25 protein-coding genes are annotated in these 22,862 nt (G+C 72.8%); 7 read left to right on the top strand and 18 right to left on the bottom strand.

From position 1 onward, the window contains the following. Positions 1-13 precede the first annotated feature (13 nt). A complete protein-coding gene (gene pcp, locus ACRAKH_RS01925) occupies positions 14-646 on the top strand; it encodes a pyroglutamyl-peptidase I (RefSeq protein WP_380724944.1) in 633 nt (210 codons plus the stop codon). Positions 647-704: 58 nt separating this feature from the next. On the opposite strand, the gene ACRAKH_RS01920 is transcribed toward pcp, so the two are convergent. Next, on the bottom strand, positions 705-3,260 hold the full coding sequence (locus tag ACRAKH_RS01920) for an ATP-dependent Clp protease ATP-binding subunit (RefSeq protein WP_380724943.1): 2,556 nt from the start codon (positions 3,258-3,260) through the stop codon (positions 705-707). A gap of 346 nt (positions 3,261-3,606) precedes the next feature. On the opposite strand from ACRAKH_RS01920, the gene ACRAKH_RS01915 reads away from it, so the two are divergent. Further along, positions 3,607-4,410, top strand: a complete 804-nt coding sequence (locus tag ACRAKH_RS01915; RefSeq protein WP_380724942.1) for a (2Fe-2S)-binding protein — start codon at positions 3,607-3,609, stop codon at positions 4,408-4,410. A 24-nt stretch (positions 4,411-4,434) separates the two neighbouring features. On the opposite strand, the gene ACRAKH_RS01910 is transcribed toward ACRAKH_RS01915, so the two are convergent. From ACRAKH_RS01910 to lysS, 5 genes are all read right to left on the bottom strand, one after another. After that, a complete protein-coding gene (locus ACRAKH_RS01910; protein WP_380724941.1) occupies positions 4,435-5,226 on the bottom strand; it encodes an ABC transporter ATP-binding protein in 792 nt (263 codons plus the stop codon). Then, positions 5,223-6,287, bottom strand: coding sequence for a FecCD family ABC transporter permease (locus ACRAKH_RS01905; protein WP_447009585.1), 1,065 nt, complete (start codon positions 6,285-6,287; stop codon positions 5,223-5,225). Before ACRAKH_RS01905 ends, ACRAKH_RS01910 begins: the two co-directional genes overlap by 4 nt. Then, positions 6,284-7,273, bottom strand: coding sequence for a FecCD family ABC transporter permease (locus ACRAKH_RS01900; protein ID WP_380724939.1), 990 nt, complete (start codon positions 7,271-7,273; stop codon positions 6,284-6,286). Before ACRAKH_RS01900 ends, ACRAKH_RS01905 begins: the two co-directional genes overlap by 4 nt. Before the next feature lie 276 nt (positions 7,274-7,549). After that, positions 7,550-7,897 (bottom strand): histone-like nucleoid-structuring protein Lsr2, encoded by a 348-nt coding sequence (locus ACRAKH_RS01895; protein WP_073886911.1) that lies wholly within the window; start codon positions 7,895-7,897, stop codon positions 7,550-7,552. Positions 7,898-8,011: 114 nt separating this feature from the next. Beyond that, the gene (lysS, locus tag ACRAKH_RS01890; protein WP_380724938.1) at positions 8,012-9,523 is read right to left on the bottom strand and encodes a lysine--tRNA ligase; all 1,512 of its coding nucleotides are present in this window, start codon (positions 9,521-9,523) and stop codon (positions 8,012-8,014) included. 62 nt (positions 9,524-9,585) lie between these two features. On the opposite strand from lysS, the gene ACRAKH_RS01885 reads away from it, so the two are divergent. Beyond that, complete coding sequence (locus ACRAKH_RS01885; protein WP_380724937.1) at positions 9,586-10,341, top strand: class I SAM-dependent methyltransferase; 756 nt, start codon at positions 9,586-9,588, stop codon at positions 10,339-10,341. 128 nt (positions 10,342-10,469) lie between these two features. Here the strand turns inward: ACRAKH_RS01885 and ACRAKH_RS01880 are convergent, their stop codons facing one another. The 5 genes from ACRAKH_RS01880 to ACRAKH_RS01860 form a co-directional block, all read right to left on the bottom strand. Then, positions 10,470-11,255: a type III pantothenate kinase gene (locus ACRAKH_RS01880; RefSeq protein ID WP_380724936.1), complete on the bottom strand. Its 786-nt coding sequence runs from the start codon at positions 11,253-11,255 to the stop codon at positions 10,470-10,472. A 12-nt stretch (positions 11,256-11,267) separates the two neighbouring features. Then, positions 11,268-11,756, bottom strand: a complete 489-nt coding sequence (gene panD / locus ACRAKH_RS01875) for an aspartate 1-decarboxylase (protein WP_380724935.1) — start codon at positions 11,754-11,756, stop codon at positions 11,268-11,270. Between the two features lie 10 nt (positions 11,757-11,766). Next, positions 11,767-12,657 carry a pantoate--beta-alanine ligase gene (gene panC / locus ACRAKH_RS01870; RefSeq protein ID WP_380724934.1) on the bottom strand — a complete coding sequence of 297 codons (891 nt, stop codon included), beginning with the start codon at positions 12,655-12,657 and terminating at the stop codon, positions 11,767-11,769. After that, the gene (locus tag ACRAKH_RS01865) at positions 12,654-13,544 is read right to left on the bottom strand and encodes a Rossmann-like and DUF2520 domain-containing protein (protein ID WP_380724933.1); all 891 of its coding nucleotides are present in this window, start codon (positions 13,542-13,544) and stop codon (positions 12,654-12,656) included. The genes panC and ACRAKH_RS01865 overlap by 4 nt, the downstream gene beginning before the upstream one ends. A gap of 90 nt (positions 13,545-13,634) precedes the next feature. Next, a complete protein-coding gene (locus ACRAKH_RS01860; RefSeq protein ID WP_380724932.1) occupies positions 13,635-14,804 on the bottom strand; it encodes a PrsW family intramembrane metalloprotease in 1,170 nt (389 codons plus the stop codon). Positions 14,805-14,834: 30 nt separating this feature from the next. Between ACRAKH_RS01860 and ACRAKH_RS01855 the strand changes: the two genes are divergently transcribed. Then, entirely contained in the window at positions 14,835-15,743 is a 909-nt protein-coding gene (locus tag ACRAKH_RS01855; protein ID WP_447009584.1) for an SAM-dependent methyltransferase, read from the top strand. Positions 15,744-15,752: 9 nt separating this feature from the next. Here the strand turns inward: ACRAKH_RS01855 and ACRAKH_RS01850 are convergent, their stop codons facing one another. Further along, positions 15,753-16,076 (bottom strand): cupin domain-containing protein, encoded by a 324-nt coding sequence (locus ACRAKH_RS01850; protein WP_380730368.1) that lies wholly within the window; start codon positions 16,074-16,076, stop codon positions 15,753-15,755. Positions 16,077-16,140: 64 nt separating this feature from the next. On the opposite strand from ACRAKH_RS01850, the gene ACRAKH_RS01845 reads away from it, so the two are divergent. The 3 genes from ACRAKH_RS01845 to ACRAKH_RS01835 all read left to right on the top strand — a co-directional run bounded on the left by ACRAKH_RS01845 (position 16,141) and on the right by ACRAKH_RS01835 (position 18,272). Continuing rightward, a complete protein-coding gene (locus tag ACRAKH_RS01845) occupies positions 16,141-16,566 on the top strand; it encodes a MarR family winged helix-turn-helix transcriptional regulator (RefSeq protein WP_380730370.1) in 426 nt (141 codons plus the stop codon). Positions 16,567-16,720: 154 nt separating this feature from the next. Further along, a complete protein-coding gene (locus ACRAKH_RS01840) occupies positions 16,721-17,167 on the top strand; it encodes a DUF1203 domain-containing protein (protein WP_380730366.1) in 447 nt (148 codons plus the stop codon). Between the two features lie 40 nt (positions 17,168-17,207). Then, entirely contained in the window at positions 17,208-18,272 is a 1,065-nt protein-coding gene (locus tag ACRAKH_RS01835; protein WP_380730364.1) for an NADH-quinone oxidoreductase subunit D, read from the top strand. Position 18,273: 1 nt separating this feature from the next. Here ACRAKH_RS01835 and ACRAKH_RS01830 read toward each other — a convergent pair whose 3' ends face one another. From ACRAKH_RS01830 to folP, 6 genes are all read right to left on the bottom strand, one after another. Further along, positions 18,274-19,956 (bottom strand): DUF6779 domain-containing protein, encoded by a 1,683-nt coding sequence (locus ACRAKH_RS01830; protein WP_447009583.1) that lies wholly within the window; start codon positions 19,954-19,956, stop codon positions 18,274-18,276. A 50-nt stretch (positions 19,957-20,006) separates the two neighbouring features. Beyond that, entirely contained in the window at positions 20,007-20,459 is a 453-nt protein-coding gene (locus ACRAKH_RS01825; RefSeq protein WP_380727840.1) for a DUF3180 domain-containing protein, read from the bottom strand. Positions 20,460-20,477: 18 nt separating this feature from the next. Further along, positions 20,478-21,134, bottom strand: coding sequence for a maleylpyruvate isomerase family mycothiol-dependent enzyme (locus ACRAKH_RS01820; protein ID WP_380727842.1), 657 nt, complete (start codon positions 21,132-21,134; stop codon positions 20,478-20,480). Positions 21,135-21,195: 61 nt separating this feature from the next. Further along, positions 21,196-21,678, bottom strand: a complete 483-nt coding sequence (folK, locus tag ACRAKH_RS01815; protein WP_380727844.1) for a 2-amino-4-hydroxy-6-hydroxymethyldihydropteridine diphosphokinase — start codon at positions 21,676-21,678, stop codon at positions 21,196-21,198. After that, positions 21,671-22,033, bottom strand: coding sequence for a dihydroneopterin aldolase (gene folB, locus ACRAKH_RS01810; protein WP_380727856.1), 363 nt, complete (start codon positions 22,031-22,033; stop codon positions 21,671-21,673). Before folB ends, folK begins: the two co-directional genes overlap by 8 nt. 40 nt (positions 22,034-22,073) lie before the next feature. Beyond that, positions 22,074-22,859 carry a dihydropteroate synthase gene (gene folP, locus ACRAKH_RS01805; RefSeq protein WP_380727859.1) on the bottom strand — a complete coding sequence of 262 codons (786 nt, stop codon included), beginning with the start codon at positions 22,857-22,859 and terminating at the stop codon, positions 22,074-22,076. Positions 22,860-22,862: the final 3 nt, after the last annotated feature.

The raw sequence follows: 22,862 nt of genomic DNA, 5'->3' as shown, positions 1-22,862 counted from the left end.
CTAGTCTGCCCGAGTGGACGTATTGCTGACGGGCTTCGAGCCGTTCGCCGGCGAGCGCACCAACCCGTCGTGGGACGCGGTGGACGCGGTGCGACCGGACGGCTACCGGCTGACGAAGCTGCGCCTGCCGTGCGTGTTCGGGGAGTCGATCGCCGCGGTGCGCGAGGCCCTCGCCGTCCGCCGGTACGACGTGGTGGTGTGCGTGGGCCAGGCGGGCGGACGGGTCGGCGTCACGCCGGAACGCGTCGCGGTGAACCTGGACGACGCCCGCATCCCGGACAACGCGGGCGCGCAGCCCGTCGACGAGCCGGTGGCGCCGGACGGGCCGGCCGCGTACTTCACCGGGCTGCCGGTGAAGGCGTGCGTGGCCGCGCTGGAGGCCGAGGGCATCCCGGCGTCGGTGTCGCACACGGCGGGCACGTTCGTCTGCAACCACGTGTTCTACGGCCTCATGCACCTGGTCGCGACCGAGCACCCCGGTGTGCGCGGCGGGTTCGTGCACGTGCCGTTCTCGCCGGAGCAGGCCGAGGGGCGCGACCTGCCCAGCCTGCCCGTCGCCACCACGGCCCGGGCGCTGGAGCTGATCGTCCGCACGGCGCTGACCACGTCCACCGACCTGCGCACCACCGCGGGCGCGCTGCACTGACCCCGGACGCGCGAAGCGCCCCCCGGCGTGAACCGGGGGGCGCTTCGAGGTGCGACCGTCAGGCGGACTCGGAGTCCGACTCGCCGGAGTCGCCACCGGACGACGCGAGGTCGACCGGCGGGGCGTCCGGGACGCGCATCGGCTTGGCCTCGCCGCGGAAGACGAAGTGCGCCTTGTCGTCGGCCTCGGACTCGCCGTCCCAGCCCTCGACGTCGGTGATGATGATCTGGCCGGGCTGGATCTCCCCGAACAGGATCTTCTCCGACAGCTGGTCCTCGATCTCCCGCTGGATGGTCCGGCGCAGCGGCCGGGCGCCCAGCACCGGGTCGAACCCGCGCTTGGCCAGCAGCATCTTCGCGCGATCCGTGAGCTCGATCGCCATGTCCTTGTTCTTCAACTGCGTCTCGACGCGGGCGATCATCAGGTCCACCATCTTGATGATCTCGTCCTGCGTGAGCTGGTGGAAGACGATGATGTCGTCGATGCGGTTGAGGAACTCGGGCCGGAAGTGCTTCTTCAGCTCGTCGTTGACCTTGTTCTTCATGCGCTCGTAGTTGGACGCGGTGTCCTGACCCGAGGTGAAGCCGAGGCCGACGGCCTTGCTGATGTCCGACGTGCCCAGGTTGGACGTGAAGATGATGACGGTGTTCTTGAAGTCCACCGTCCGGCCCTGACCGTCGGTCAGGCGGCCGTCCTCCAACACCTGGAGCAGCGTGTTGTAGACCTCCTGGTGGGCCTTCTCGATCTCGTCGAACAGCACCACGGAGAACGGCTTGCGGCGCACCTTCTCGGTGAGCTGGCCGCCCTCTTCGTAGCCGACGTAACCGGGAGGGGCACCGAACAGGCGCGACGCCGTGTAGCGGTCGTGGAACTCGCCCATGTCGATCTGGATCAGGGCGTCGTCCTCACCGAACAGGAAGTTCGCCAGCGCCTTCGACAGCTCGGTCTTACCCACGCCGGACGGGCCGGCGAAGATGAACGAGCCCGAGGGGCGCTTGGGGTCCTTCAGACCGGCCCTCGTGCGGCGGATCGCCTGCGACACGGCCTTGACCGCGTCGACCTGGCCGATGATCCGCTTGTGCAGCTCGTCCTCCATGCGGAGCAGACGCGTGGTCTCCTCCTCGGTGAGCTTGAACACTGGGATGCCGGTCCAGTTCGCCAGCACCTCGGCGATCTGCTCGTCGTCCACCTCGGCGACGACGTCGAGGTCGCCGTCCTTCCACTGCTTCTCCCGCTCGGCCTTCTGGCCCAGCAGGGTCTTCTCCTGGTCGCGGAGCTTCGCGGCGCGCTCGAAGTCCTGCGCGTCGATCGCGGACTCCTTGTCCCGGCGCACGTCGGCGATCTTCTCGTCGAACTCGCGCAGGTCCGGCGGCGCGGTCATCCGGCGGATGCGCATGCGCGCGCCCGCCTCGTCGATGAGGTCGATCGCCTTGTCCGGCAGGAACCGGTCGTTGATGTACCGGTCGGCCAGCGTCGCCGCGGCGACCAGCGCGGAGTCGGTGATCGAGACGCGGTGGTGCGCCTCGTACCGGTCACGCAGACCCTTGAGGATCTCGATCGTGTGCTCCAGCGACGGCTCGCCGACCTGGATCGGCTGGAACCGGCGCTCCAGGGCGGGGTCCTTCTCGACGTACTTGCGGTACTCGTCGAGGGTGGTCGCGCCGATGGTCTGGAGTTCACCGCGGGCGAGCATGGGCTTCAGGATCGAGGCGGCGTCGATCGCGCCCTCGGCGGCGCCCGCACCCACGAGGGTGTGGATCTCGTCGATGAACAGGATGATGTCGCCGCGCGTGCGGATCTCCTTGAGCACCTTCTTCAGGCGCTCCTCGAAGTCACCGCGGTAGCGCGAGCCCGCCACGAGCGAACCCAGGTCCAGCGTGTAGAGCTGCTTGTCCTTCAGGGTCTCGGGCACCTCGCCCTTGACGACCATCTGGGCCAAGCCCTCGACCACGGCGGTCTTGCCCACGCCGGGCTCGCCGATCAGGACCGGGTTGTTCTTGGTGCGGCGGGACAGCACCTGCATGACCCGCTCGATCTCCTTGGTGCGCCCGATCACCGGGTCGAGCTTGCCCTCCCGCGCGCTGGCGGTCAGGTTGCGCCCGAACTGGTCGAGGACCAGGGACGAGGACGGGGTGCCCTCACCGCGGCCGCCGGACTCGGCGGGCTCCTTGCCACCGGAGTAGCCGGACAGGAGCTGGAGCACCTGCTGGCGCACCCGGTTCAGGTCCGCACCCAGCTTGACCAGGACCTGGGCGGCGACGCCCTCGCCCTCGCGGATCAGGCCGAGCAGGATGTGCTCCGTGCCGATGTAGTTGTGCCCGAGCTGCAGCGCTTCGCGCAGCGACAGCTCCAGCACCTTCTTGGCGCGCGGGGTGAAGGGGATGTGGCCGGAAGGGGCCTGCTGGCCCTGGCCGATGATCTCCTCGACCTGCTGGCGGACGCCCTCCAGCGCGATCCCCAACGACTCCAGCGCCTTGGCGGCGACACCTTCACCCTCGTGGATCAACCCCAGGAGGATGTGCTCGGTGCCGATGTAGTTGTGGTTGAGCATCCGGGCCTCTTCTTGGGCCAGGACAACCACCCGCCTCGCGCGGTCGGTGAACCTTTCGAACATTCGCACTCCCTGACTGCTGCGCCGGCGGTCCTCGGGCTCACCACTGGCTGACCGTCTGGCTGACCGTGGAGAGCGCGGCACCGTGGGACCACTGTAGTCGTCAGTCCCGACACTCTCAGTTCCCGATCGCAGGCAGCGGTCTTCGGGGATCTCTGACATCGGTACCAACGCGTGATCTGCCTGGCAGATTCCACGGATCGGGTGTTGTCCGCTGAGCGCGAACACCCGACCGCTCGGCGACGGCGGTGGTGACCGGCGTCACCGCTGCGGTGCGGGTTAGGCGAACCTCGGTAAGGTTAGGCAAGCCTCAACCCGTTCCCACTCGACCGACGAGGACCTTCTGGACATGACCGTACCGGTGAGGGTGACCGCGTGCGACGTGACGACGCCCGTCGCGGAGTCCGTCCGGCGCGCGGCCGCGCTGCCCGAGGGCTTCGAGGTCCGGTTCGGGCTCCCGGCCGACCGGGAGGGCTGGGTCACCTGCGCCGAGTTCGTCGGCGAGCCGGAGCGGTTCGACAGGTGGCGCAAGGAGCTGGCCGAGTGGCTGCGCGAGCAGTTCGGCGAGGCACCGGACCGCACCACCGCCGGGTACGTCATGAGCTGGTACCTGAACGTGGTCGGCGTGCTCGGCGGGTTGTTGTTCCACAGCGCGCGGCGGGTGCCGTCGCTGCGGCCCGCCGACGTGGCCGTGAAGGTGGCGACGGAGGGCCGGCCGCACACCGAGGGCGTGGCGCTGCTCTCCGACGAGTTCGCGTGCCTGCCCGACGACCCGGCGGGCAACCACCCGGCGGCGACCGTGGTGGCCGACGAGACGGCGCTGGCGGCGCTGCTCAGGGCCCGGTTCGCGGCGCACGCGGCGCAGTTCGTCGGCGCGTTCGGGCCGACCGTGCGGCTGGGCCGCCGGATGCTGTGGGCGGCGGCGACCGACGCGCTGGACAACGCGGCGTGGACGGCCGGCCGGCTGTGCGGCGACGAGACGGCGGGCGTGGTGGACGCGGCGCTGCTGCTGCCGGCCAAGCTCGACCCGTTCACGTCGGCGTCCACCCTCACGGCGACGGAGGACGGCTGGACCCGCCGCCGCGAGAGCTGCTGCTTCCACTTCGCCCTGCCCGGCACCGAGGCGTGCGCCACCTGCCCGAGGGTCTGCTAGACCTCCCCGACGTGCGCGGCCCCGTCAGCGGTGGTGGCCGATCGGGATCACCAGCGGGGTGCCGGCGACCGGGTCGGGCACGACCTTCGCGTCCAGCCCGAAGACCTCCAGCAGGGTCGACTCGGTGAGCACGTCGGCCGGCGGGCCCGCGACGACGATCCGGCCGTCCTTCATCGCCACGAGCCGGTCGGCGTACCGGGCGGCCAGGTTCAGGTCGTGCAGCACCATCACCACGGTCCGGCCGGACTCCCGGTGCAGGCGGCGGACCAGGTCGAGCACGTCGATCTGGTGGGCCAGGTCGAGGTAGGTCGTCGGCTCGTCCAACAGCAGCAGGTCCGTGCCCTGGGCCAGCGCCATCGAGATCCACGCGCGCTGCCGCTGCCCGCCGGACAGCTCGTCCACGGTCCGGTGGGCGAGGTCGGCCATGCCGGTCAGCTCCAGCGCCGAGGCCACCGCCGCCGCGTCGTCAGGCGACCACTGCCGGTACCACGCCTGGTGGGGGTGCCTGCCGCGGGCGACCAGCTCGGCCACGGTCAGCCCCTCGGGCGCCTGCGGCGACTGCGGCAGCATCGCCAGGGCCTTGGCCACGTCACGGGTGGGCGTGCGGTCGATGCGCTTGCCGTCGAGCAGGACCGCGCCGGCGCGGGCGGGCAGCAGGCGGCCGAGGGCGCGCAGCAGCGTGGACTTGCCGCACCCGTTCGGGCCGATCACCGCCGTCACCGAACCGGACATGACGTCCAGGTCGAGGTCGGACACGACCAGCCGGTCCCCGTACCCGACGGACAACGACTGGGCCTGGAGCCGAACAGCGGTCATACCCGTGCCTCCCGGCGACTGCGGACGAGCAGGTACATCAGGTACGGCGCGCCGAGCACCGCGGTCACCACGCCGACCGGCAGCTCGAACCCGCCGAACGCCAGCCGCGCGACCAGGTCCGACACCACCACCAGCAGGCCGCCGACGACGGCCGAGCCGAGCAGCGGCGGGGTCGCGGCGCCGGCCAGCCGCAACGCGATCTGCGGCGACGCCAGCGCGACGAACGCGACCGGGCCGGCGGCGGCCGTCGCCACGGCCGCCAGCACCACGGCGAGCAGCAGCAGCACGGTGCGCGCGCCGTTGACCCGGACCCCGAGCCCGCGCACGGTGTCGTCGTCGAACTGGAGGGCGCCGAGCAGCCGCGCCCCGACCAGGACGGCCGGGACGAGCAGCGCCAACGCCACCCCGACCGGCACGACGTGCTCCCACCCGCGCCCGTTGAGGCTGCCGGTGATCCACACCATCACCCGCGCCGCGTCGGTGACGTCGCCGACCGTCAGCAGGTAGTGCGTGAAGTTGCCGGCCACGGCCGAGACGCCGATGCCCACGAGCACCAGCCGGAAGCCCTCGATGCCGTGCCGCCACGCCAGGCCGTACACGAGCAGTCCGGCCAGCAACCCGCCGCCCAGGCTCGCCAGCGGCACGCCGACCGTCCCGGCGACGCCGCCGACCGCGCCGAGCGACCCGGCGAACGTGATCACGGTGACCGCGCCCGCGCCGGCGCCCCACGTGACGCCGAGGATGTCCGGGCTCGCCAGCGGGTTGCGCGCGATCGACTGGAACACCGCGCCGGAGACGCCGAGCGCCGCGCCGACGAACACGCCGGTCAACGCCCGCGGCAGGCGCAGGTCGAGCACGATGAACCGCTGCCCGCGCGGCCCGCCGCCGAGGAGGACGTCGAACACCTGCCCCAGCGGGATCGGGAAGTCGCCGCGCGCGACGCCCACGGCCGCCGCGAGCACCAGCAACGCGAGCCCGACCACCACCACGGCGATCGGCCGCCACCGCAGCGGCCCGGACACCGGGCCGAGCCGGAAGCCCCTGGTCGGCGTCGCGGTCACAGCCGCACCAGCTTCCGCCGCCGCACGAGCGCGATGAAGAACGGCGCGCCGACGAGCGCCATCACGACCCCGACCTCCAGTTCACCCGGCCGGGCGACCACGCGGCCGACCACGTCCGCGACGAGCAGCACGATCGCGCCGATCACCCCGGAGAACGGCAGCAGCCACCGGTGGTCCGGCCCGGTGAGCGCGCGCGCCGCGTGCGGCACGACCAGCCCGAGGAACCCGATCGGCCCGCACACCGCCACCGCGCCGCCCACCAGCAACGTCGTCGCGGCCACCCCGACGACCCTGGTCAACGCCACCCGCTGCCCGAGCGACCGCGCCACGTCGTCGCCGAGCGCCAGCGCGTTGAGGCCGGACGCGTTGGCCGCCGCCAGGACCAGCCCGAGCAGCAGGAACGGCAGCACCTGCCCCAGCACCGCGAGGTCGCGCCCGGCGATCGCGCCGACCTGCCAGAACCGGAACGCGTCGAGGCTCTGCCGGTCGAGCAGCACCAGCGCGGACACCAGCCCGTGCATGAGGGCGCTGACCGCCGCGCCCGCGAGCGCCAGCGTCACCGGGGTCGGCCCGGACCGGCCGGAACCCAGCAGGAACACGACGACGCTCGCCACGAGGGCGCCGGCGAACGCGAACCACACGTACCCGTGGAGGCTGGTGACGCCGAACGTGAAGATCGACAGCACGACGGCGAACGCGGCGCCCTGCGTGACGCCGAGGATGCCGGGGTCGGCGAGGGGGTTGCGGGTGTGGCCCTGCATCAGCGCGCCGCCGACGCCCAGGGCGACGCCGACCGCGATGCCGAGGAGCGTGCGCGGCACGCGGAGCTCGCGGACCACGATGTCGTCCTCCAGGCCGGTCGGCGTGGCGAGGGCGTGCCAGACGGCGTCGAGCGGGATGTCCTTGGTGCCGATGGCGACGCTGGCGAGCACGACCAGGGCGAGGAGCCCGACCAGCTGGAGCAGGCGGGTGGCACGGAGGGCCAACGTGGTGCTCTCCTCCCGCGACGCCCGATTCGGTGAGGTAAGGCTAACCGAACACGCTGGGGTCACCACCGGGCACGCTCCGTGCCACCGAACGGTCGAACAAAGATCACCGAACGCGTGCCGGCGACGAACTGAGACGCGGTACGAAAAAGATCTTCGTTTCCCGCGGGCGGTCCGAGAACTCCTCGGAAAACAACCGAGGGGCGCCGGAGGAATCCGGCGCCCCTTCGTCGATTGACGTAATTGCCGTGGCGTGCGCCACGGCAATGACTCGCGTCAGCCCTGCTGGTGGTAAGCCTCCAGCACCTCGGCCGGGATGCGCCCGCGATCGGACACCTTCATCCCCTGCTTGCGGGCCCACTCCCGAATGGCCTGGTTCTGCTCACGGTCCGCCGAAGCGGGACGAGCTGCCTTCACACCGGCCGGACGACCCGGGCCGCGCTTGCGGCCACCCGCCTTGCGGGCACTGGCGACGAAGTCGGCGAGAGCGTCGCGGAGCCTGGACGCATTGTCCGCAGAAAGGTCGATCTCGTAGGACACACCGTCCAATCCGAAGCCGACCGTCTCCTCGGCCTTCCCACCGTCCAGGTCATCGACCAGGGTCACGGTGACCTTCTGCGCCATGCGTATCCTCCTGGACTCGAATGCGCGGTGTTCCCCGACCGCGACCTAAAGCATTGGCGAGTGCAGGTTAGCGCACAAGTCCCGGAATGCGCCGCCCGGAGTCCGAGAAGTTACTCATTCCGGGCGCACGAGGGGGAACAGGATCGTCTCCCGGATACCGAGACCCGTGAGCGCCATCAGCAGCCGGTCGATGCCCATTCCCACGCCACCGCTCGGTGGCATTCCGTACTCCAGCGATCGCAGAAAGTCTTCGTCGACCGGCATGGCCTCGACGTCACCGGTCGCGCCAAGGCGTGCCTGGGCTTCCAACCGCTCCCGCTCGACCACCGGGTCGACCAGTTCCGAGTATCCCGTGGCCAACTCGAATCCGCGCACGTACAGGTCCCACTTTTCGGCGACACCCGGCCGGCTGCGGTGCTGACGGGTGAGCGGCGAGGTCTCCACCGGGAAATCGCGCACAAACGTGGGCGCGTGCAGGCCGTCGCCCACCAGGTGCTCCCACAGCTCCTCGACCAGCTTGCCGTGGCCGAGCTTCGGGTCCGCCTCCACCCCGAGCCGGTCGGCGAGCTTGCGCAGGTCCTCCGCCGACGTCTCGGGCGTGACGGGCTCGCCGGCCGCTTCGGACAGCGAGTCGTACATGCTCAACGTCGTCCACTCGCCGCCGAGGTCGTACTCGGAACCGTCGGCCAGCGTCACCACGTGCGAGCCGGCGACCGCCAGCGCCGCTTCCTGGATCAGCTCCCGCGTCAGCACCGCGTTCGTGTCGTAGGTGGCGTACGCCTCGTAGTACTCCAGCATGGAGAACTCGGGCGAATGCGACGAGTCCATGCCCTCGTTGCGGAAGTTGCGGTTGATCTCGAAGACCTTCTCGATACCGCCGACCACGCACCGCTTGAGGTACAGCTCCGGCGCGATCCGGAGGAACAGGTCGATGTCGAGCGCGTTCGAGCGGGTCACGAACGGCCGCGCGCTCGCGCCGCCCTGCAACGTCTGCAACATCGGCGTCTCGACTTCGATGAAACCGCGCCGGTGGAACGACTCCCGCAACGAGCGCACCACCGCGGCCCGGTTGCGGACCGTGTTCCGGGCCTGCTCGCGCAGGATCAGATCGACGTACCGCTGCCGAATGCGGGTTTCCTCGGCGAGTTCCTTGTGCGCGACCGGCAACGGGCGCAACGCCTTCGCCGTCATCGCCCACTGGTCCGCCATCACGGACAGTTCGCCGCGGCGGGACGTGATGACCTCGCCGCGTACGAATACGTGGTCGCCCAAGTCGACGTCGGACTTCCATTCGGCGAGCGCCTGCTCGCCGACGCCGTTCAGGCTGAGCATCGCCTGGAGTTCGGTGCCGTCGCCCTCGCGCAGCGTCGCGAAGCACAACTTGCCGGTGTTGCGGATGAACATGACCCGGCCGGTCACGCCGACGACTTCACCGGTCGACGTGTCGGGCTCCAGCCCTTGATGCGCCTCGCGCACCTCGCGCAGCGTGTGCGTGCGCGGAACTTCGACCGGATAGGGATCGACACCGCGTTCCAGCAGTCGCGCCCGCTTCTCCCGGCGGACCCTCAGCTGCTCGGGGAGATCGTCGTCGCTGGTCGCGGAACCGGTCGCTGGCTGCTCACTCACACCAGGAAGGGTACGGAAAGACCTCACGGGAAATCGAACCGGATCTCACTACGCTGTGGGTGGTGACCGGAGATGACTTGCGAGCCCGGCGGGCGAACTCCTTCGGAGCCCACGCCGCGGCTTACGCGGAACACCGCCCGGACTACCCCGCCGACGCCGTCCGGTGGGCATTGGCGCCACTGGGCCCCGGATCGCACGAGGTGCTGGACCTCGCCGCCGGCACCGGGAAGCTGACCGGAGGGCTGCTCGCCGAGGGCCACCACGTGACGGCCGTGGAGCCGGACGAGGACATGCTCTCGGAGCTGGTGCGCCACCACGGCGCGGTGCGCGCGCTCCCCGGCACCGCCGAGCGCATCCCGCTGCCGGACGGCACGGTCGACGCGGTCGTGGTCGGGCAGGCGTTCCACTGGTTCGACCCGGCGCGGGCCATGCCGGAGATCGCGCGCGTGCTGCGGTCCGGCGGCGTGCTCGCGGCGCTGTGGAACGACTACGACAACGCGGCGCCGTGGGTCGACGAGTTCCTGAAGGTCGCCAGGTCCAGCGTGAGCGCGCAGGACGACCTGGCCTTCGACCCGATGACGGAGCACGAGCTGTTCACCGACCCGGAGAAGCGGACCTTCCCGCACGTGCACCGGCGCACCGCCGAGTCGCTGGTGGCGATGGTCAACACGCACTCGCACGTCCTGGTGATCCCGGAGGAGGAGCGGGCCGGGCTGAACGCGCGGATGCTCGCGTTCCTCAAGGCCCGCCCCGAAACCGCCGACGGCGAGTTCGACCTCCCGCTGACCGTCTTCGTCAAGCGCCTGCGACGTGTTTGAACCATCGCGAGGTCGCGTCGATCGTTCGCGCCTGGTTTTCCGGCGATCACGCCCTTCGATCGTCGGAAAACCAGGCGCGAGCGGTCGACTTACAGGCGACCGAGCCGCCGTCTGCGGAGCAGCGGCAATCAAACACGGTTGCGTTCGAAGACCAAACGCAGGCCCAGCAGGGTCAGGTCCGGCACGTGCGACTGGATCGTCGCCGACTCCGTCACCACCAGGGGCGCGAGGCCGCCGGTCGCGATGACCGTGACCGGGCCCGGCTCGGTGAGCTGCAACTCGTCCACGATCCGGCGCACGAGGCCGTCCACCTGGCCGACGAACCCGTAGACGATGCCCGACTGCAGGCACTCGACGGTGTTCTTGCCGATCACCGACCGGGGCCGCACCAGCTCGACCTTGCGCAGCTGCGCGGCGCGCGCCGCGAGGGCGTCCAGCGAGATCTCGATGCCCGGCGTGAACGCGCCGCCCAGGAACTCGCCCTTGGCGGAGATGACGTCGAGGTTCGTGGACGTGCCGAAGTCCACGACCACGCACGCCGTGCTGTGCAGGTGGTGCGCGGCCAGCGTGTTGATCACGCGGTCGGAGCCCACCTCCTTGGGGTTGTCCACCAGCAGCGGCACGCCCGTCCGCACGCCCGGCTCGACCAGCACCTTCGGCACGGCCGAGTAGTAGCGCCCGAGCATCACGCGCAGTTCCCGCAGCACGGCGGGCACGGTGGACAGCGCCGAGATGCCGGTGATCTTGTCGGCGTACTCGCCGAGCAGGCCGCGCATGGTCAACGCCAGCTCGTCCGCGGTCATCCGGGCGTCGGTGCGCATCCGCCAGTCGCGGATCAGCGTGGCGGAGTCACCGGTCCCGTCGTACAGCCCGAGGACGATGTTGGTGTTGCCGACGTCGATGGCGAGCAGCACAGCGTGGTCCCCCTAGTCCTCGGCCTGGATCAACGCGTCCAGGGCCGCCGCGTCCTCGGTCTCCGCCGACACCGGCTCGGGCTGCGGCTGGCCGGTCGTCGACCCGTTCACCAGACCGGAGCCCTCCGGCGCGTGCGCCGGGTCCGCGCCGCGTTCGACGACCTTGTTGTCGGCGTCGACGAAGACCACCTTCGGTTCGTACACCCGCGCCTCGGCGTCGTCCATCTGCCCGTAGGCGATGAGGATCACCAGGTCGCCCGGCTTCACCAGGTGCGCGGCCGCGCCGTTGATGCCGATCACGCCGATGCCGCGCTCGCCCGGGATGACGTAGGTCTCCAGGCGCGCGCCGTTCGTGACGTCCACGATCGCGACCTGCTCGCCGGCGAGCAGGTCGGCGGCCTCCATCAGGTCCTCGTCCACCGTGACGGAGCCGACGTAGTGCAGGTCGGCCTGGGTGACGGTGGCCCGGTGGATCTTCGACTTGAGCATGGTGCGGAACATCGCGGTCCCCTTACTCGTCACCGGCGCCGAGCAGCACGGCGGCGTTGTCGATCAGTCGGGTGGCGCCCACGCGGGCCGCCACCAGCAGGCGGGCGTCGCCGTTCACCGGGGCCGGGCCCAGGTCGGGCGCCCGCAGCTCCAGGTAGTCCAGCTCGACGCCCGGCTCCGCGGCGATGGTGTCGCGCGCGGCCTTCAGCACGGCGTCCGCGCCCTGGCCGCTGACGTGCGCGCCCGCCACCAGGGCGGCGGACAGCGCGGTCGCGGCGGCCCGCTCGTCGTCGGACAGGTACCGGTTGCGGGAGGACAGCGCCAGGCCGTCCGGCTCGCGCACGGTCGGCACGCCCACCACGTCGAGCGGGAAGTTCAGGTCCCGCGCCATCCGGTGGATCAGCGTGAGCTGCTGGTAGTCCTTCTCGCCGAACACCGCGTAGGTGGGCTGCACGATGTTGAACAGCTTCGCCACGACGGTCAGCACGCCGGTGAAGTGGCCGGGCCGGACCGCGCCCTCCAGCTCGTCGCCGAGCGGGCCGGGGTTCACGGTGACCGTGCTGCCCGGCAGGTACATGTCCTCGGCCGACGGCGCGAACACGATGCCGACGCGCTCGGCGCGGCAGATGTCCACATCGGACTCGAAGTTGCGCGGGTAGCGGTCGAAGTCCTCGTTCGGGCCGAACTGGGTCGGGTTCACGAACAGGGAGACGACGACCACGGTGTTCTGCATGACCTGCGCTTCGCGGATCAGCTTGCGGTGGCCCTCGTGCAGCGCGCCCATCGTCGGCACCAGGGCGATGTTGCGACCCGCCGCCTTCAACGCCCTGGTGACGCGGCGCAGCCGCTCCGGGTCGCGGTGCACCGTCACGTCGTTGGGCGTGTAGTCGTCCTTGGTGAGCGGCTTGGTCATGCCTGTTCCTCGAGAGTGGTGCGGACGTCGGCCGCGAGCTCGGGCTTGAGCAGCCCGGCGGCCTGTGCGCGCGCCGCGGTGCGGAGCGCGAGAACCCGGTACGCGGGCAGGGTGTCCTGCTCGGCGAGCACCGCCAGGTGCTTGGCCACGGTGCCCGCGTCGCCGCGCGCGACGGGACCGGTCAGGGCGCGGTCGCCGTGCCGCAGGGCGTTGTCCAGCGCGGCGGACAGCAGCGGCCCGAGCATCCGCTCGGCGTCCGCGATGCCCGCGTCGCGCAGGAGGTCGGCGCAGTCGGCGACCAAGGTGATCAGGTGGTTCGCGCCGTGCGCGAGGGCGGCGTGGTAGAGCGGCCGGGCGGCTTCGGGCACGCGCACCGGCTCGGCGGACATCTCCACCACCAGGGCCTCGCCCACGTTCCACGCGACCTCGTCGCCGTCCGCGGCGGTGACGCCGACCGAGCAGGCGTTCATCCGCTGCACGTCCTCGGCGCGGCCGGTGAACGTCATCACGGGGTGCAGCGCCACGCACAGCGCGCCCAGCCCGGCGGCCGGCGCGAGCACGTCCACGCCCTGCGCGCCGCTGGTGTGCACGACGATCTGCCCGGCGCGCAGCGAGCCGGTGGCGACGAGGCCGCGGACCAGGCCGGCCAGCTCGTCGTCGGGCACGGCGAGGAGCACCAGGTCGGCGGAGGCGGCGACGTCCGTCGGCGGTCGCACGGGCACGTCCGGCAGCAGCTCTTCGGCGCGGCGCAGCGACTCCCGGGAGACGGCGGCGACCGCGCTCACGGCGTGCCCCGCTCGGGAGAGCGCGGCGCCCAGGACCGAACCCACCCGGCCTGCCGAGATCACTCCCACGGCCAGCCGCGCGGGGCGGGGGGTCGCGTCCATGCGACGTACTCCTTCAGGCGGCGTTCCAGTCCCTTTGGTCGGGTACCGGACGACGGCCGCGAGCGTAATCCGGTGGGTGGTGATCAGCCGTCAACTGCGACGAACGCCACCTGCGGCCTTCATCGCGCCGGGTGCGTCGATCGCGGCCTGACGTGCGGCGACGAGGGCACTGAGCAGCTTCTCGTGGCGTTCCTCGGCGTCGTGGCCCGCGGTCCCGTTGGCGATGCGGTGGCGCAGGAACGCGAGCTCGGTGGCGGCCACCTGGTAGCCCGCGACCGCCTTGGCCGCCCGGTCGCCGACCTTGCGCTTCACCGCGCGCCGCCACCGGCTTCGGCCCTGGAGGCTGGCCAGCAGGGTCACTTCGCTGGAGGCGATCCACTTGTTGGCGGCCATGGCGGGCAGCTGGCCCGCGACGATCCGCTGCTCGCGGCGGCGCTGCCACACGACCATGAGCACCATGCCGGCGAAGATCGGCACCATGATCAGGAAGTACAGGTTGATGAACGTGGAGCCGGTGCCGACGGTGGTGGAGAAGTTCCACAGCGAGTGCAGGCCGACCGCGCCGAGGTAGCCGAGGATCGGCGTGACGACCCGCAGCCTCCGGCTCGTGGTCATCGCCGCGATGCCGATCCCGATGCCCGTCATCGACGTGAACAGCGGGTGCGCGAACGGCGAGAGCACCCCGCGCAGGATGAACAGGGCGATGACCCCGCTGCCGAGGTCGCCGAACCCGCTGTCGGAGAAGACCCGGGCGAAGTACCAGATGTTCTCGGTGAACGCGAAGCCCGCGGCCGTCACGCCCGCGTAGACCACGCCGTCCACGATGCCGTCGAACTCCTGGCGGCGGCGCAGGAACAGCACCACGATGAACGCCGCCTTCGCGGCCTCCTCGGTGATCGGCGCGCCGATGACGGCGGCGAACGTGGCGCCGTCGCCGTTGAGCAGCTCGCCGAGCACGTGCGCGGTCTGGTTGAACACCAGGGACGTGATGGTCGCGCCGCACGCGCCCCACGCGAAGGCCAGCAGCAGGATCTTCGCCGGTTCCGGCTCCCACCGGTCGACCCACAGGTAGGCGCCGATCACCGCGAGGACGGGCGCCAGGGCGGCCAGCGCGCCGACCAGGATGGGCAGCAGACCGATCCGGGTCGTGCCGAGGCCGAGGAGCACCAGCCCGCACACGCCCAGCGCGATCAGGCCCACGACCGGGAGCAGGACGGTCCAGCGGTGCTGGTCGACGCGCTTGCGGGCGGGAGTGGTCACGGGGAGCAACCTTAAAGGGACACTTGACTGATGGTGGAGTCGGAAGCCCTGTGGCGCGAGGCGCTGTACGGGCCGTCGGGGTTCTTCACCCGTGGCGAGGTGCCCGCCGACCACTTCCGGACCGCGCCCCTGGTGGGACCTGAGCTGGCCGAAGCCCTGCTCGTGCTGCTCGATCGGGTGGACTTCGCGCTGGGCCGGCCGGACCGGCTCGACTTCGTCGACGTCGGCGCGGGCGGCGGCGAGCTGTCGGCGACGGTGCGGTCACTGGCTTCGGGGTCGCTGGCGGCCCGGCTGGTGGTGACGGCGGTGGACCTCGGGCCCGCCCGGTCGCTGCCCGGCGTGCGGTGGACGTCGGCGCTGCCGTCCTCGGTGTGCGGGTTGCTGGTCGGGCACGAGTGGCTGGACGCGGTGCCGTGCCCGCTGGTGACGGGACCGGCGTCGCACCCGTGGCTGGACCGGTGGTGGCCGGTCCGGCCGGGCGACCGGGCGGAGGTCGGGGCGCCCCGGGACGCGGCGTGGGCGGACGCGGTGTCGCGGGTCCGCGGCGCGGCGCTGGCCGTGGACTACGGGCACGTGCTGGCCGACCGGGCGGCCGGGCGGTACGCGTCGGGGACGTTCGCCGCGTACCGGGAGGGGCGGCGGGTGACGCCGGTGTTCGACGGGAGCTGCGACCTGACCGCGCACGTGGCGCTGGACGCGTGCGCGGCGGCGGCCGGCGGCGACTGGGTGCTGGTGTCCCAGCGGGACGCCCTGGCGGCGTTGGGGCTCGTCGGACGGGCGCCGGCGGGCGGGCCGGACTGGCTGGCGGCGGCCGCGCGGGCGTCCCGGATCGCGGAGCTGCGGGCGGAGGGCGGGCTGGGGTCGTTCGGGTGGCTGCTGCACGGCGTGGGCGTGCCGGTGTCGTCCCTGCTCCCGCCGCTGCCGCCGTGGCAGCCGTGACCGCGGCCGCTAGCGGGCCCAGGGCGGGTCGATCCGCTGACCGCCGACGGACCCGGTGACGCCGACCGACGTCGCGACCAGGACCGTGGCCGGGCCGCCGACGAGCCGGAAGTCGGTGTGCGGCGGCACGACGACGGTGTCGCCGCGGCCGGCTTCGACGTCGTGGATGGTCACCCGGCCGTCGAGGACGTGGAAGACCTCCTCCTTGTCGACCTGGTGCCGCTCGCTCTCGGCGTTCGCGGGCACCTCGACGGTCCACAGGGCGATCTGCGTGCTGCCGCCGCGCGACGGGGTGGCGTGGGGGTGGAACACGAAGCCGTGGCGCTCGAACATCGTTCTCCAAACTAGTCAACTCGGTTGTCTAGTTGCAGACTAGGCGACCGTGGAACCCGTGTCGATGCTGTTCGCCAGGACGTTCCGCGTGATGACCGACCGGTTCCACGAGCGGTTGGCCGACCGCGACCTCGAACCGCTGCGCCCGGCGCACGGCTTCGTCTTCCGCTACCTGGCCGAACAACCCTCCGCGACCGCCGTCGACCTGGCCGTCCACCTGGGGGTCTCCAAGCAGGCCGCCACGAAGACCGCGGCGGAGCTGGTCGAGTGGGGCTACGTCCGCCGCACCCCGCACCCGGCGGACCGGCGCGCGCACGTGCTGGAGCTGACCGGCAAGGGCCGCTCGTACCTGCGGTTCGCCGACGCGCTGTGGGCGGAGCTGGAGGAGGAGTTCGCGTCCGCCGTGGGCGCGGAGCGGATGGCCGTGCTGCGGGAGGCGCTGGAGGCGTACCTCGACGGCGCGGAAGGCGGCCTCCGCCCGGTGTGGTGACCGCGCCCGGCGATCACGTGCGCCAGCTCCGTCCGCCAGCCCGCCCGGCAGCCCCGTCCCGCAGCCCCGGCCGGCGATCGCGCCCGGCGATCACGTCCACCTGCACGGCCGAAGACCGCCGGCCGCCGGCTCCACCGCCGCCCAGGCTGGCGGTGTGCGAATCCACGCCCTGCCCGACGACGTCCTCGACCGCGCCCGCGAGCTCGCCGGGACCGACGCGCACCACGAGTGGCACGCCGAGTCACCCGGCGCGCCGTTGCGCTGCTGCCTGCGCAAGGCCGGGCCGGGCGAGCCGGTGATCCTGTTCCGCTACGCGCCCGGAGCCGGCGTCGGGCCGTACGAGGAGCTGGGGCCGGTGTTCGCGCACGCCGAGCCGTGCGACGGGCCGGCGAGCACCGCGGAGTTCCCCCACGCCTTCCGGAACGCCCCGCGGACCCTGCGCGCCTACACCGCCGACGGCCGCATCCACGACGGCGGGGTCGCCCAGCCGGACGCCCTCGCGCAGCGCCTCGACGCCCTGCTCGACGACCCGCTGGTGGCCGAGGTGCAGGTCCGCAGCGCCTCCCACGGCTGCTTCCTGTTCGCCGTCACGCGCGACTGACGGTCGGCGGACGGCTCGGGGACCGTGCGACGATGACGGCGTGGAGATCACCGTTGGCGTCGGCGCCGGAGCGCGGCACCTCGGGGTGGACCGGGTGGTCGACCTCGGCCCCCTGCACCCGTCCGCGCACGGCGCCTACCGGCTGCGGCTGACCGTCCGGGACGACGACGTCATCACCGCCGCCGAACCCCTGGTCGGCCACCTGCACCGGGGCGCCGAGAAGTTGTTCGAGGTGCGCGACTACCGGCAGGTCCTCACCCTCGCCAACCGGCACGACTGGCTCGCCGCCTTCTGCAACGAGCTCGCCGTCGCGCTCGCCGTGGAGCGGATGACCGGGATGGACGTCCCGCCGCGCGCCCAGGCGTTGCGCGTCCTGCTGTGCGAGCTGAACCGGATCATGGCGCATTTGGTGTTCCTCCAACCGCTCACCGGCGCGCGCGACCGCGACGCCGTGCAGGCCGTGCTGGAGGAGGCATCGGGCGGCCGCATCCACTTCATGTTCAACCGGATCGGCGGGCTGCGCGAGGACGTCCCCGCCGGCTGGACCGACCGCGTCCGCGACGTCCTGTCCACTGTGGACCCCGGCGAGGCGTCGGAGGGCTTGGCGGGCCTCGGGGTCCTGTCTCGGGACGCCGCGCTGGCGTTCGGCGTCACCGGCCCGGTCGGACGAGCGTCCGGAGTGGACTTCGACCTGCGCCGCGACGACCCGCTGCCCGGCTACCGCGCCCTCGACGTGCGCCCCGTCGTGCGGACCGAGGGCGACGCGCTGGCCCGCGTCCGCTGCCTGGTGGACGAGGTGCGCCTGTCCGTCGCGCTCGCCCGCCGCTGCCTGGACGACCTGCCGACCGGCCCGGTGAACCTGCGCCTCCCCAAGGCGATCAAGGCCCCCGAGGGCTCGGTCTACACGTGGGTCGAGGCGCCGCTGGGCACGTCGGGCGTCCACCTGGCGTCGCGGGGCGAGAAGACCCCGTGGCGGCTGAAGCTGCGCACGCCGTCGTTCAACAACGTCCAGGCGCTCTCGGCGTTGCTGCCGGGCAGCAGGGTGGCCGACCTGCCCGCGGTGCTCGGGTCGTTCGCCGTGGTCGTCGGCGACATCGACAAGTAGGTCAGTCCTCGCGGCGACGGCGGCGGCGCGGCGAGTCCCCCCCGCCGAACGCGGCCAGCAGCTCGCTGACCGACTTGCCGTCCGCGTGCGCGCCGGCGGCCTCGGCCGGTTCGGGCGCGCTGCGCCGACCGGACGGCTGCGGGCTCTCGTCCGCCCACGAGTCCCACTTGTCGTCGGACCGACGTCGGCCGCCGGGCTCGGCGGCCGTGTCCGGCGCTCGCCGGCGGCCTTCCGACGCCGCGGACGGGGCGGTCGCGGCCGGCGGGAGGTCGGCGGGACGTGCCGCGGGCTCGGCGACCACCGGGTCGGCCGGCCGGCCGACCACCGCGCGGTACTCGCCGGTCTGCTCGGCACGGGGACGCCGCGCCTCCGCCGGGCGCTGCTCGCCCGTCGACTCGGTGCGCCCGGCGCTCGGCCGACGTGCCTCCACGGGACGGTGCTCACCGGTCAGCTCGGCCCGGGTCGGAGCCGGCCGCCGCACGGACTCCGGCTCCACACGACCCACCGGACGGTGCTCACCCGTCAGCTCGGCCCGCCCGGCACTCGGCCGACGCGCCTCCACCGGACGGTGCTCACCGGTCAGCTCCACCCGTGCCGTCGACGGCCGCCGCACGTCGGCCGGCACGGACCGGGCCTCGCCGTTCGCCTCCGCGACGGGCCGCTGCTCGCCGGCCACCTCGGGACGTCCCGCGGGCGGCCGCCGGACCGCGCCGGTCTCCGGACGCCGTCCCGCCTGGCTGTCGGTCAACGCGTCGCGGCTGATCATCTCGGTGCGCTCGGCCACCCGGCTGCGCCGCTGCACGGTGTGCTCGCTCTTCGACGGCTCCGCCTGCCGCGGCCGCTCGGCGGGCTCGGCGGGCCGGCCGGTGGGCGCCGGCCGTGCCGCCACGTCCCGGTTCGCGCGTTCCGCCGGATCGGGCTTGGGCGCCTCGCGCCGCACCACCACGGGCGGCGTGGGTCGGGGCTGCGCGGTGGCACGGGCCGGTTCGCGCCGCACCGGCTGGGCCGGCTCGCGGCGCGCGGGCTCGGGGCGCGTCGGTTCGGGACGCCGAACCTGGTCCTTGCGGCCGGCGTCGACGTTGACCCGCTCGATCAGCTCGGTGCGGTCGGCCTGCGGCTTGTCCGCGGCCTTCTTCGCGACCGGCACCGCCGACCCCGCCGTGATGATCCGCTTGTCACCCACCGCCATCAGCCGGGACTGGTCGGACAGGTGGCGCATCCGGGTCGACTCGGCGCGCAGCGCCACCCGTTCGACGAGCACCTCGCCGCCGAGGAGGGCTTCCAGGTTCTCCCGCAGGGCGCGCAGCTCGCCGCGCAGCGCCTCCAGGTCGTCCCGGGCCTCTTCCTGGACCCGCTTGCGGGTCTCCGCCTCCAGCTCCAGCTCGTACTCGCGACGTGCGGCGACCTCGCGTTCCAGCTCCAGCTCGTACACCGACTGGAGGTCGGCCACCTCGTCGGCGCGCTCGACGACCTGCTTGCGGTAGCGCGCGGCGAGGAACGCGCCGACGAGCGCGGCCCACAGCGCGGCGACGACCGCGAGCCGCAGCCAGCGGGCGTTGTCGCTCAGCACCAGCACGGCCGCGGCCCCGAGCGCGAGCGCCAATGCCGCTACGAGCAGTAGCCGCGCGAAGCCACGACCGCGATCCTGCTGCTCGTCATCTTCCGACGCGCCTCGCCCGGTCATGGCGTCTACCGTACCGGTGAGTTATCCGATTGAGACCTCGGCGTCTGTATTCACTGATCCCTGTGGGGGTCTTCAGGCGTCTTGCAGCAGCGTTCCAGCCACAGCGCGGCTCCGATCAGGACCGCCGCGCACGCCGCGCCGACGATCCCGCTGACGGTGTCGTGGTCCGCCGCCTCGAAGTCGCCGCGGGCCGGCAGCACGTAGACCAACACCCCCGCCCAGGCGCCCAGCATGATCGCGCCGAGCAACGACGACGCCTTGGCCAGCGCCACCGCCCGCGCCGCGGTCAGCGGCTCCACCGGCTGCGCGCCGGGCTTGCGGAGGATGCGGGCGCGCAGCGAGAAGCCGAGCCACCCGTTGACCGCCGCGATCACCAGCAGGGTGAACCCGGCGAACGTCGGCAGCGGTGGGAGCGTGTCGTAGGCGAGCCTGATCAGCAGGTGCGCGAGCAGGCCCGCGACGAGTCCGGCGGCGAGCAGGTCACGGGGCTTGGTGAACCTCACCCCACCATCGTCCCCGAACTACTCGACCAGGGCGGTGTCGCGCTTGCCGAACAACGCGAGCACCGACAGCCACGGCGTCGGGTCGACGTCCCAGTCGAGGCCGCGGACCTGCTCCTCGTCGCGCCGCCCGCCCAGCACCCGCAGCAGCTCGAACGACGACGTGCGCAGCGAACCGGCCGGGTCGCCCTCCCCCACCACCCGGTCGCCGTGCTCCAGCGTGATCCGCAGCGCGGGCACGTGCCGCGCCCGCATCCGCTTGTCCAACTCCTGCAACGGTCGCGTCAACGCCGCCCGCACGGCCACGTTGTCGCGCTCGCCGGGGCGCCCGAGGGCCGTGCGGATGTCGTGCTCGTGCGAGACGATCTCCGCCACCAGCACCGCGCCCATCGGCGAGTCGAACAGCCCTTCGGCGACCTGGAAGTTCCGCTCCCACTCGACCAGCAGGTCGCCCAGGCCGCGGTCCCGCCGCTCCCGCACCTGCCGCTCGCCCCACGAGCCGTCCTCGACGCCCTCGAACCGCCCCTCGGCGAAGTCCCCGAGCCCGCCGGCGAGGTGCGCGACGACGTCCTTCACCGTCCACCCCGGACAGGCGTCGACGGGCGCGCCCGGATCCCCGCCGGTGGCCAGGCTGATGATCCGCCGCCGGGCGGCGTCGTAAGTGACCGCGTTGCTCATCGCGCCACCTCCGCGGCAACGCTAACCCCGTCGTGCGGCCGGCGCAGTCCCGCGCCGCACGTCAGCGGAGCTGGAGGTCGTCCCGGCGGGTGACGCCGGTCAGGTCCAGGCCCGCCACCAGGTCGCGCACGCGGCCGCGGCCGGGGACTTCGGCGTCCGGGTCCACGTCCAGCCAGGGCACGAGCACCGAGGCGCGTTCATGCGCGCCGGGGTGCGGGAGGAGGAGTTCCGGGTCCGTCGACCGCACGCCGTCGACCGTCACCACGTCCACGTCGAGCGTGCGCGGGCCCCAGCGGCGGTCTCGAACGCGACCGGCGGCCTGCTCCAGCGCCTGGCCGCGGCGCAGCCAGCCCCACTCGTCCACGTCGCCGGAGACGATCAGCACGGCGTTGAGGAAGTCGTCCTGGTCGGTCACGCCCCACGGCGCGGTCTCGTACACGGGCGACGCGGCCACCAGGACGTCGGCGAAACCGGCCACGGCCATCCGCAGGTACCCCAGCCGGTCGCCGAGGTTCGAGCCGAGCGACAGCACCGCCCTAGTCACGGGTCCGCCGGATCGTCACGGACACGTCGCCGAACGCCAGCGGGATCGGCGCGGACGGCTTGTGCACGGTCACCTCGGTCGCGCGGACCCTCAGGTCGGTCATCACCTCGTCGGCGATCTTGCCCGCCACGGTCTCGATCAGGTCGTACGGGCCGCCCGCCACGATCGCCGCCGCCCGCTCGGCCAGCTCCCCGTAGTGCAGGGTCTCCCGCAGGTCGTCCGTCGCCGCCGCCCGGGACAGGTCCAGCCACGCGGTGACGTCCACCAGGAAGTCCTGGCCGTCCCGCTTCTCGTGCTCGAACACGCCGTGGAACCCGCGCACCCGCAGGCCCCGCAGCGAGATGCGGTCCGACATGCCGCCCACCTCCGGGCCACCCTCCGCCGCGCCGTTCCGGTCAGGCATGGCCGAGCCTCCACGCCCGCGCCACCGCGACGGCGTCCAGGGACTTGTCCACGTCGTGCACCCGCACGCCCCACGCGCCGGCGAACGCGGCCAGCGCCGAGACCGCCGCGGTCGCGTCCTCGCGGCCGTCCGGGGCGCGGTCGCCGAGCAGGGCGCCGAGGAAGCGCTTGCGGGACGCGCCGACCAGGACCGGGAAACCCAGTTGCAGCAACGAGTCCAGCCCGTGCAGCAGCTGCCAGTTGTGCGTGGCGTCCTTCGCGAACCCCAGGCCGGGGTCGAGGATGATGTCGTCCGACGCCACGCCCGCGGCCAGGGCGGCGTCCACCTGGCGGCACAGCTCGTCGCGCACGTCGCGCACCACGTCGTCGTACACGGCCAGCTGGTCCATCCGCCTGCTGTGCCCGCGCCAGTGCATCAGCACGTACGGCACCCCGGCGGACGCCACCAGCGGCGCCATCTCCGGGTCGGCCAGGCCGCCGGACACGTCGTTGACGATCGACGCGCCGGCCTCCAGCGCCGCCCGCGCCACCTCGGCGCGCATGGTGTCCACGCTGACCGGCACGCCCTCGGCGACCAGCGCCCGGATCACCGGCGCCACCCGCGCGGCCTCCACCGGCGGCGACACCCGGCCCGCGCCGGGACGGGTCGACTCGCCGCCGACGTCGACCAGGTCCGCGCCGCGCCGGAACATGGCCACGCCGTGCGCGACCGCGTCGTCGACGTCGAGGTACCGGCCGCCGTCGGAGAACGAGTCCGGGGTGACGTTCAGGACGCCCATCAC

It is taken from the genome of Saccharothrix hoggarensis, from assembly GCF_052936025.1.
The sequence above is the reverse complement of the archived record's forward strand: the minus strand, read 5'-3'. Positions and strand labels throughout refer to the sequence as shown.

Excerpts from the sequence above, each read along its gene's own strand:
- ACRAKH_RS01920 (WP_380724943.1), bottom strand. The coding sequence starts at position 3,260 with ATGTTCGAAAGGTTCACCGACCGCGCGAGGCGGGTGGTTGTCCTGGCC.
- ACRAKH_RS01915 (WP_380724942.1), top strand. The coding sequence starts at position 3,607 with ATGACCGTACCGGTGAGGGTGACCGCGTGCGACGTGACGACGCCCGTC.
- ACRAKH_RS01910 (WP_380724941.1), bottom strand. The coding sequence starts at position 5,226 with ATGACCGCTGTTCGGCTCCAGGCCCAGTCGTTGTCCGTCGGGTACGGG.
- ACRAKH_RS01895 (WP_073886911.1), bottom strand. The coding sequence starts at position 7,897 with ATGGCGCAGAAGGTCACCGTGACCCTGGTCGATGACCTGGACGGTGGG.
- panD (WP_380724935.1), bottom strand. The coding sequence starts at position 11,756 with ATGTTCCGCACCATGCTCAAGTCGAAGATCCACCGGGCCACCGTCACC.
- panC (WP_380724934.1), bottom strand. The coding sequence starts at position 12,657 with ATGACCAAGCCGCTCACCAAGGACGACTACACGCCCAACGACGTGACG.
- ACRAKH_RS01865 (WP_380724933.1), bottom strand. The coding sequence starts at position 13,544 with ATGGACGCGACCCCCCGCCCCGCGCGGCTGGCCGTGGGAGTGATCTCG.
- ACRAKH_RS01855 (WP_447009584.1), top strand. The coding sequence starts at position 14,835 with ATGGTGGAGTCGGAAGCCCTGTGGCGCGAGGCGCTGTACGGGCCGTCG.
- ACRAKH_RS01850 (WP_380730368.1), bottom strand. The coding sequence starts at position 16,076 with ATGTTCGAGCGCCACGGCTTCGTGTTCCACCCCCACGCCACCCCGTCG.
- ACRAKH_RS01845 (WP_380730370.1), top strand. The coding sequence starts at position 16,141 with ATGCTGTTCGCCAGGACGTTCCGCGTGATGACCGACCGGTTCCACGAG.
- ACRAKH_RS01830 (WP_447009583.1), bottom strand. The coding sequence starts at position 19,956 with ATGACCGGGCGAGGCGCGTCGGAAGATGACGAGCAGCAGGATCGCGGT.
- ACRAKH_RS01820 (WP_380727842.1), bottom strand. The coding sequence starts at position 21,134 with ATGAGCAACGCGGTCACTTACGACGCCGCCCGGCGGCGGATCATCAGC.
- folB (WP_380727856.1), bottom strand. The coding sequence starts at position 22,033 with ATGTCGGACCGCATCTCGCTGCGGGGCCTGCGGGTGCGCGGGTTCCAC.
- folP (WP_380727859.1), bottom strand. The coding sequence starts at position 22,859 with ATGGGCGTCCTGAACGTCACCCCGGACTCGTTCTCCGACGGCGGCCGG.